The 9149-nt window shown below is 39.0% G+C and carries 8 protein-coding genes and 1 pseudogene; 3 read left to right on the forward strand and 6 right to left on the reverse strand.

Going from position 1 to position 9149, the window contains the following annotated elements:
- Positions 1-113 precede the first annotated feature (113 nt).
- Positions 114-791, forward strand: coding sequence for a response regulator transcription factor (locus FW757_RS22570; RefSeq protein ID WP_182719598.1), 678 nt, complete (start codon positions 114-116; stop codon positions 789-791).
- Positions 784-2034 carry a sensor histidine kinase gene (locus FW757_RS22575; protein WP_182740896.1) on the forward strand — a complete coding sequence of 417 codons (1251 nt, stop codon included), beginning with the start codon at positions 784-786 and terminating at the stop codon, positions 2032-2034. The genes FW757_RS22570 and FW757_RS22575 overlap by 8 nt, the downstream gene beginning before the upstream one ends.
- 40 nt (positions 2035-2074) lie before the next feature.
- Here FW757_RS22575 and FW757_RS22580 read toward each other — a convergent pair whose 3' ends face one another.
- The 6 genes from FW757_RS22580 to FW757_RS22605 all read right to left on the reverse strand — a co-directional run bounded on the left by FW757_RS22580 (position 2075) and on the right by FW757_RS22605 (position 7868).
- Positions 2075-3334 carry an IS4 family transposase gene (locus FW757_RS22580; protein ID WP_446441742.1) on the reverse strand — a complete coding sequence of 420 codons (1260 nt, stop codon included), beginning with the start codon at positions 3332-3334 and terminating at the stop codon, positions 2075-2077.
- A gap of 276 nt (positions 3335-3610) precedes the next feature.
- Positions 3611-4066, reverse strand: coding sequence for a thiol-disulfide oxidoreductase DCC family protein (locus tag FW757_RS22585; protein WP_182719595.1), 456 nt, complete (start codon positions 4064-4066; stop codon positions 3611-3613).
- Entirely contained in the window at positions 4063-4959 is an 897-nt protein-coding gene (locus FW757_RS22590; protein WP_182719594.1) for an HTTM domain-containing protein, read from the reverse strand. Before FW757_RS22590 ends, FW757_RS22585 begins: the two co-directional genes overlap by 4 nt.
- Positions 4960-4961: 2 nt before the next feature.
- Positions 4962-5321: a hypothetical protein gene (locus tag FW757_RS22595; RefSeq protein ID WP_220491396.1), complete on the reverse strand. Its 360-nt coding sequence runs from the start codon at positions 5319-5321 to the stop codon at positions 4962-4964.
- A gap of 170 nt (positions 5322-5491) precedes the next feature.
- Positions 5492-7054, reverse strand: a complete 1563-nt coding sequence (locus tag FW757_RS22600) for a serine hydrolase domain-containing protein (protein ID WP_182719592.1) — start codon at positions 7052-7054, stop codon at positions 5492-5494.
- 28 nt (positions 7055-7082) lie between these two features.
- On the reverse strand, positions 7083-7868 hold the full coding sequence (locus tag FW757_RS22605) for a hypothetical protein (RefSeq protein ID WP_446441743.1): 786 nt from the start codon (positions 7866-7868) through the stop codon (positions 7083-7085).
- 331 nt (positions 7869-8199) lie between these two features.
- Here FW757_RS22605 and FW757_RS22610 point away from each other — a divergent pair.
- Positions 8200-9149, forward strand: a pseudogene (locus tag FW757_RS22610) (alpha-amylase family glycosyl hydrolase); the annotation flags it as partial.

Genomic DNA, 9149 nt, shown 5'->3' on the forward strand with positions numbered 1-9149 from the left:
GGACGAGTTTATTATTTTTAAAGATTTATTTGACGCTCATTGTGTTGTTGAAGAAAAATCCACTGTACGTTACCTATTAGTATGCAACGATAAATTTGAAAATAAGGTGTCTATTGAAAATTCTACTGATTGAAGATTGTCATACTGTTGCCGAAGTTATATTTGATTACTTTGAAGGTTCAGAGTTTGAATTAGACTTTGCAGCGACAGGCACGTTAGGTCTTGCATTAGCTCAGTCAAACAACTTTGACTGTATTATTTTAGATATAATGCTTCCCGGTATTGATGGTATAACAGTATGTCATCGGCTTAGAGCTGAAGGATATGATACTCCTATCATAATGCTTACGGCCAGAGATACCGATAGTGACATGTTACAAGGGCTCAAAATAGGAGCTGATGACTATATAGTCAAACCTTTTAATTTAGAACTTTTGGAAGCTAGAATAATAAATGCTGTTCGAAGGAGTTCAGGAAATGGCTTTGCAAAAACAGTTATTTTCGGTCCTGTTACAATTAATCTCAAAACTTGTCAGGTCTGGAGAGAAGGGAGTGAAATCAAACTGACCCCAACTTGTTTCAAAATTATGAAGCTTTTAATAACTAAAGCACCCAATGTAGTTTCTAGGCAAGAGATAGAGGATAGTATTTGGGGAGATGAGCTACCTGATAAAGACATACTTAGAAAACACATATACCAATTGAGACTCAAAATCGATAAGCCTTATGACAAAGATGTTATAGAAACTATACCTAAAACAGGATACAGATTGAGTGAGTGTAATGTTTAAAAGTAAACCAATTAGTCAAATAATTATAAAAGTATATCTATTGGGCGCTTTGATATTATTAGCCTTTTATGGATGCTTATTTTATTACACGGTGTTGTACACTGAAAATCAAGCCAGTGAACAGCGTTTGGCACTAAAAGCTCCCTATCACCTAAAACTTTTTCAAAAAAGCGAAAATACAAAAATAAAAATAAAAATAGATCCGATATTAACAATCTATAATACGTATGAAATTTTACCAAAAAAAATTAAAGATAAAATTAACGTCGACTGGCTGGGTATCCAAAGTATTCATTTTGATGACGACAGTGAATTCACTGTATTTGCGCAAAAAATAAAAATTAATAATGATGAAATTACTGCTTATGCCATTGAGGATGTCGACCAAATAGAGTGGGACGATACATACTTTGCAATTTTCCAAATTATGATACTTTCTTCAGGTGTGATTTTATTCATTGGCTCTGCATTTTTTATTATTAAAATGGCAAAGCGGATAAGCTCTCCGTTTTCAGAGTTAGCTGAAATGCTTGAATATGATTCACATGAAGTTAGTAAACCTTTATCTGTTAATGGAAAATTATCTTTTGAGTTAGAAATGATGCTTGCTAGCATTAATAGCTATCGTAAGCGAATATATTCTGCATTTATTAGGGAGCAAACTTTTACTAGGTATATTAGTCATGAACTACGTACTCCTATGACGGTGATTCGAGGCGGTGTAAGTGTTTTAAGACGAGCAAATAATGATAAGACTACAAAGCAATTAACTAGAATAGATGATGCTGTAATAGAAATGGAGCAGTTAACTCATATTTTCCTATTACTTGCTAGAGACGAAGTTTCAAATACCAGTAACGTTTCAATATCAGACACGTTTATCGACAAAATAGTTAAGAACTTTTCCCCTACTATCAAAGCAAATCAAGTAAATTTCCATTATGACATACAGAATGAATTTTCATTACATGCGCACCCATTACTATTTTCAGCAGTAGTATGTAACTTATTAAAAAATGCTATTAATTGCAGTATTGAAGGTAGTGTAAATTTATTTATTTCTGAACAAAGAATAGATGTTATTGATGATGGATTAGGCCTAAATGAACAACCTCGCGGCTATGAAGGGTTTGGTATAGGCCTCAAAATTGTTCAAGATATATGTGAAAAATACCAGTGGACATTTAACATATCAAATAATATGGAAAAGGGCTGCACCGCTTCAGTGATTTTTAAAACTTAGGGGATTAAATTTATGCTAATCCACCCTCATAGCTTAGTTCTTAAGGAACACAGATCGTGTGACTTCCTATTTTAAAACGGCACATGTCATTATTTTTTTCAATGGATTGCCGCTTACAATTTACCGCTAGTAGCTTAAGTACACGGTGTACCTTACGATTACACTGTGTTTGCTCTATGCAATCCAGAATATCATCCAGCCAAAGATAACTGCACTTACTCGCTCTAAATGTCGAGATCGCACACTTAAATATCGTCGCTGCACTATGGCAGATAAACCGCTTGATAAGTGTTTGCAGTATGCTCAGCCAAACCAGCGATTCTGCAATGTGTGGGTCTCTTGTGATGAATCCCTTAAGGTTATTACATGACTTTAGCTCTTTGAAAAGTAACTCGATTTGCCAACGAGTCGCGTATATATCGAGTAACTCATCAAAGTTAAACTGTGTTTCTTTTAAATTAGTAACAAGGAAAACAGGGCGTTTTTCATCGGGTAGATAAATAAGCCTGTACTCGGGTCCATTTTTCTTCCAGCGTACTGTTAACTCAAGTGGCTGGCTAGCACACTTTTTGAGCAATGTTTTGAGTTTAATATGCTTTTCTTTAAGCTCTACGCCCGCGCAATAAGCAGATGTGACGGTTGGGTTGATGTTTTTATTCGCTCTAACCAAAAAGTAGCCGCCATCTTGAGATACTTGCTCAAAGTAATCTAAATCAAAATACCCTGCATCAGCAAGTAATAACGTATCTCCAAGTGTGTGACTACCCGGTAAAAAGGCTCGCTCGGTTTCAACATCAGGACGGATATCTATTTCACAAGGCTGTTCGTTAAATAGGTCATAAGTAAGATGTAACTCAATTGCGGCAGGACTTATCGCAGTAAAGCGACCAGCAAAAACCGGAGCTAATTCATCATGTAGAGCAAATGAAGAGCCATCTTGCAATAACACTCGCAATATTCCTCGCTGGGTAAAAAAGGTTTTATCCAGCGTGTTTACAGTCAATTTAGACATCGCTTGAATAACGAGTTCACGGACTAGCTCAGTCAAGGCAGGTTTTCGAATTTGATTATGAAAAGGTTTATAACTTATCGTGTAATTGGCCTGCGTTCGCAGGTTCTGATGGATATCTGACAAGTTAGCGTCTTGCAGGCAAGATAAGCTTTTGAACACAGCTTTGAGCAGAGAAACGATCGACAGGCAACGGTGTCGAACTTGAAATCCGGAGGTTTTTGCAAGCTCAATGAGGTGTTTTTCTGAGATAAGGGCTTTTAATTGATTTGAAACTTGGTTAATCTGCATGTGAACTCTGTTTTTGGTCATGTTTTTATTGGCGTAACTATTTGATCATTAACAGAGTTCAACTTCAAGTTTTCTTAAGATCCAACCTATGAAATATCCTTAGTACAATTATAGGTTAGATACTAAGAAAATCTTAGCATAATATAATTTATAGCTAAGGTTCAAATAGAAACTCCAATATCTCTAATGAAGTTCTGTCTTTAGATTAATCCGATCAAAGGGAGGAGCGTCCAACTTAATTAACATAGTCTAAGAAAGCAGGTTGATGCAATTGAGCTACTCGATTATCCTCTTCTGCAAGGCTGGGTCTGTGATTGTGCAAATATCAGTCCTTCCCATCATGCGATAGCGATTTTTGGCTATCCATCTGTAAAGTTTATTTTGCATCGAAATAGGTAATATCCTCAAAACTGTCAATAAACTCCCTAACCCGCCAAGCCGCTCACCCACTTTGATAATCGCTTCCATTGAATAGTAGGGTTTACCATTTTCTAGATATAACCAACTTTCAGGATTATCAGGAGATAGTCCGTAGTGGCGTAAAACACTACTTCCAAGTAGGCTACCAACTGGGCAAATCAGAAACTCCTCATCTTTGTCAAGTTTGGCAATCAGGCGGGCGCCTTTAGAGCATGCACCACAGGTCCCATCAACAAAAACTATGCAGCCAGAATCTTTAAATTTAGGCACTTCAGGTGACTCCCTGTGAGACCAAGCTTTCAATTTAGTCATGTTATTAAGCTTATTGCAGATGTTATGACTGCGGGGCTAATAAACAATATAAGTACAGACATCATATACAGACTGAATAGGTGGATATTCAGGAAAATCATAAAGCTCAAATGCATTAACATCGCTCCGCCGACAAACCAAGGACTCAACTCTGTGATCCATAGACCAGGTGCCAGTAATAGCTCAAAGATAAGAACTCCCCAGGTCATTATCTGAACCAAAGATTTCTTGAGTAAAAAGTTAGGAAACTTAAACAGTCGATACATATCATTGGACACAGCGTAATAAATAGCTGTACCTTCTCGCCAAGTTTTACCTTTCAATTTCCAATACATGGTATTGAAGTATATAAAACACAGCTGGATCTGCATCAATCTTTGTGCCCAAGGAGCCTGCTCGGCAGGAGAGTTATTTAAGTTTTCGGGTAGATTAAATAGCAGAGCATCGAGTGACAGCGTATTTCCGCATGGTGTAAAAATAAGCAAGAAACACATCACTTTTGCCACTGCATCGCCTCCATTCGTTAAATGATCGGTACGACTTACAATTGAACGCGTGGTAATATATGCGAGTACGGCACTCAGCGGTGTTAAAAAACCTATAATCAACATGATGATGGCAGTGAGGTGAACAGCCATAATGAGCTGTGCAGACCTCATTGTTCCCGGTAAATACAAGAACAAAGACATTGATACGCCACCTGCTCGTTTAACATATCTATTATATTCAGTCAGGCCTGCTGGCCCCAAATAAAGCTCTGCTCGGTTTTGCAAATATATGGCATCAGTCAATAACACGCAGCCAAAAATAATGCGAAATACCGCGATCGGATAAACAGAGATTGGAGCAAAGAAAAAATTGTTCCACGCTTCAAGTAAAGTTTCAATAGGCATGTTTAGTCCTCACCAAGGTATGGATGAAAAGTAAATATTAGCTCTTTTTTAGCCTCCAAAATTTCACTCTGCGCTTCAATTGGAGGTGTGTCGCGAACGATGCGGAAAAGCTCTATTTTGGTCCGTTTGACCCTGCTTTTGTAAGTGCGTTGTATATATTCAATAAAATCGCGTTTTATTTGTTTGTCAGCCTTGTTTGCAGTGACTTGAAAATAAAACTTCAAAACTTTTTTATACTTTAGTTTTTCCCAAATTTTTAGTTCGTTATAAGGGATTGGTTCCCAGTTCGATTTTGAACCGTCTTCGTGGGTGAAAACTACCATTGGCCACATGTCTCTCATGGGGGGGTCTGGTGTAAACATAGTCCACTCAACATTTAAGCCTATCCAAGCGAATGGCCGGTACACTTTAGGGATGAAATAACGTCGTATGGCATTGTGTCGTTCACAATCCCAGAAAAAAAACCAAAACAAAATTACTATAATAAACAGGTTAGTTAACCCATGTATAAATAGTTCAATGTAGTATGCCACTAGTAAACCTCAGTTGTTTTTAAGAATGAATGATCAGATAGAGTCAGTTGCTGCAATGTGGTAGAGAACTTTACGAGCTCTGAGGGAAAAGGCCCTCCGACTTGTCTAAATAGAGTTCCTTTAACATTCTTCAGGAGTGCTTCTTTCCACGGGGAGTAAGCGACGTATAACTGACCACCTCGACTATAGATAGCGATGCGACCAACTTGATTATTGCTATATACACCCACTAACGCGTCATAGTTTTTGCCAGAATGGCGCTCAAAGGCGGTGTGTGTACTTTGGCAAAACTGATGAGGCCCAGCGTTAATCCAAGTAGTGCCACCGGACGTTTGGATAGACCAAGGGTATTTTGCCAATCTACCATTTTCTGTAATTAACCCTCGCTGACCTTTAGCGATAACTCGAGACAAAACGTCAGTGCCAACAGCCGCTTTTAACTCGCCTTCTTTTAGTACAATTTTTAATGTGGTACCTTGGTGATCGAAATACTCACCTACTAAAGCGTTTTTATCTGCAGGGGAGTGACTTAGCTTTACGTCTGTATTTCGTGTTAAGTAATGACTGGCAAATTCATTTATTATGTGAAACAGTTCATCTCCAGCTGAGGCTCTATTGACTATAGCGACCAATGCAAAGCCTTTTTCTGGCACCATATAAATTACACAGCTATGGCCTAAGTGTTCAGCTGCTTCAAATACTAAATTTCCCAGCTTTGAGCTAGCAAACAGTAACCCCATACCCCGAGAAATGCCATTGTCAATAGAGTTGTGGCTAGTAAACAGTAAATTGAGACTGATTTCAGTTAATAACTTTGTTCCATTGCATCTTCCACCTGTAATTAAGCATTGAAGTAGCTGCATGATGTCACGCGTATTAGAATGCATATCTGACGATGACGGCGGCGTACTAATTAAGGGCATTGGTTCACATGTAAACGGTGACTTACTGGCCTTAGTAAAGCAGGACAGCTGATGTGGCCTAGCAAATATCAAATCAGGTTCAGGTACGCCGAAGCCTGTACTTTTCATATCTAGCGGCAAAAAGATGGTTTTTTTAACAAAAAGCGTATAAGGCGTCTGAGTAACCAGCTCAATAATTTGGCCTAATAAAACAAAGCCCAAGTTTGAATATTTAATCGGGTTACTGTCACGTTTTCCAAGTGACATGAGGTCTCTATTGTTTAAGGTTGCTGCTATTTCTTCTTCACTTGGGGAAGAACCAATAAAAGCACCTCTAGGTAAACCTGCTGTATGCATCAACAGATCTTTTACGGTCACTGGTGATTTTTGACTTTGAGCCCAGTGGGTTTTTTTTAGGTAAGATAAGTACTTTGTTGCAGGCGCGTCGAGTTCTAGCTGTTGATTATCACATAAAATAAGCACAGCGATTGCTGTAATCAACTTGCTAATAGAGCCTACCTTATTAATAGCGTCGCTGCCAAAGGTAGACTCCGTAGCAAGCTCAGACATTTTATCATGTTCTATCAGGCGTACGCTCATAGAGGGAAACCCCATCAGCACTTTGCCATCTTGTAGATATTGATATAGATTAGAATCCATTTTGTCTTTCGCTCGCTAGATGGCTTATTTAGGTAAACTCAAAGCTGGCTACACTATTGAAAACATTAGCTTCAGCAATTACAGCCACTGCTGCAGAGGGGCTACCTGAGATATCAAAGCTGCCCATGTAATCAAGCATACTTGGAATTCCCGCAGTATTTGTTACGTTGCTAAGACCACTTTTAAGCGCTTTTTGATTTCCCGCATCCCAGCTCTTTTCAAAAGTCACCGCATCTACAGCATTATTGTCTTTTTTACCCAAGTTTTGAGCATAAGACAAAACCATGTATTCCTGAGCATCACGCTGATTCGCGTTGTTTACTTTAGGGCAATCACTAGAAGCGGCAGCATCACATGGGTACGTTTTTAGCATTTCTGTCTTAAGGGCACTCCAATATGTAGATGGAGTTGATTCACTACTGGGTTTGTTACTGTTTTTCAATGCATTAGCAATTGCTTCATTTGCTTTCTCTAGTGCTGTTCCAGCTAGAATTAGAGCTAGGTTTTTCAGCCTAGATGAAGATGCCGCGTTCAAGCCACCTTCTGCGGCAGCATCAGCAGCAGCATCAGCGGCAGCATCAGCAGCGGCATCAGCGGCAGCATCAGCAGCGGCATCAGCGGCAGCATCAGCAGCGGCATCAGCGGCGGCATCAGCGGCGGCATCAGCGGCGGCATCAGCTACAACATCAGCGATCACATCTACAATAATACATCCGTGGCCTAGATCGATCTGAGGGTTAGCATTGGTATATTGTTTAGGTTCACCGGGTTGAATGCGGCCAGTTAGCATTTCATCAAGTTTAGTGGTACTCATTGTAGGTATTTCCTTTTTTTGTTAAAAAATAAACAGCCAGTAAAGACTAGCAAAGCCCTCAAACAAAATGTATTACACTTGATTACAAATGAATCTCTCAGATAACACAGAGATATATGGTCACTCCGCCAGCGAATTTTTTACTAATAAAGGTAACGGTCCTATGACATAAATCCGGCGTCTAATGTCTATTTCGTTGGAAATTAAAAAGTGGAAAGTAAAAAGGACAGACACATTTTTTTGCAAAAACTACAGTATCAACTACTGTTTTTGCAAAAATCATAGTATCAACCACTGTTATTACACACAGTGCTACTGAAGTTGATATATTATGACTCGCGCAAGAAAAAAGCTTATTGATTTAGCATCGATATCTTATTATCACTTAATCTCACGATGCGTGAGACGTGCATTCTTGTGTGGTGATGATAAATACACAGGTAAAAACTTTGCTCACCGTAGGGAGTGGTTAGTAGAGCGAATTAAGTTATTAAGTAGTGTGTTTGCCATTGAAATTGCTGCCTACGCGATTATGAGCAATCACTATCACCTTGTTGTGAACGTCAATAGGCGTCAAGCACTTGATTGGTCTGATGATGAAGTAATTAACCGCTGGTATCAGCTTTATAACGACCACTTTTTAGTCGACCGCCATTTAAAAGGTGAGCAGTTAGATAAGCCAAGTTTGCTCTTTTTTAATGAGATCATCGCTAATGGCGAGAAAGATTGTATGACATCAGCTGGTATATGAAAAACCTCAATGAGTACATTGCCCGCGAGGCCAATAAAGAAGATAACTGCACGGGTAAGTATTATTCGCTGCCATCCTTGGCGCTCATCCTTCGGGCTGCCTGACGGCATTCAAATTTATTCCTTATAAATTTGAGGGAAGGGCGCATTACTTATAAAGAATAGTCGCATGCATTATTAGATGAAACCGCAGTGCTCAGTTGCATGGCCTACGTTGATTTGAACTCTATCAGAGCAAACATAGCCAATACGCTTGAAGACCGTGATTTCACCTCAATTCAAGAACGTATAGCGCACTTTAAAGCCTTTACCACAGACACGGTTAAAGCGAATAAGCTTCTCAAACAAAAAGATAATATTCAGCATGAAAGCCAACCAGCACAGCTAAAACCATTTGGCGGCAATCACATTAAACACAGGATCCCCTTTGCCTTACTGGATTATATTGAATTAGTCGACTGGAGCGGCCGCCACATAGATCCAAAGAAAAAAGGGCATATCAACAAAACTATGCCAAAAGTGCTCCTGACT

This window comes from Pseudoalteromonas sp. 1181_04 (assembly GCF_052850545.1).

Excerpts from the sequence above, each read along its gene's own strand:
- FW757_RS22595 (WP_220491396.1), bottom strand. The coding sequence starts at position 5,321 with ATGTTTACACCAGACCCCCCCATGAGAGACATGTGGCCAATGGTAGTT.
- FW757_RS22590 (WP_182719594.1), bottom strand. The coding sequence starts at position 4,959 with ATGCCTATTGAAACTTTACTTGAAGCGTGGAACAATTTTTTCTTTGCT.
- FW757_RS22600 (WP_182719592.1), bottom strand. The coding sequence starts at position 7,054 with ATGGATTCTAATCTATATCAATATCTACAAGATGGCAAAGTGCTGATG.
- FW757_RS22575 (WP_182740896.1), top strand. The coding sequence starts at position 784 with ATGTTTAAAAGTAAACCAATTAGTCAAATAATTATAAAAGTATATCTA.
- FW757_RS22605 (WP_446441743.1), bottom strand. The coding sequence starts at position 7,868 with ATGAGTACCACTAAACTTGATGAAATGCTAACTGGCCGCATTCAACCC.
- FW757_RS22580 (WP_446441742.1), bottom strand. The coding sequence starts at position 3,334 with ATGCAGATTAACCAAGTTTCAAATCAATTAAAAGCCCTTATCTCAGAA.
- FW757_RS22585 (WP_182719595.1), bottom strand. The coding sequence starts at position 4,066 with ATGACTAAATTGAAAGCTTGGTCTCACAGGGAGTCACCTGAAGTGCCT.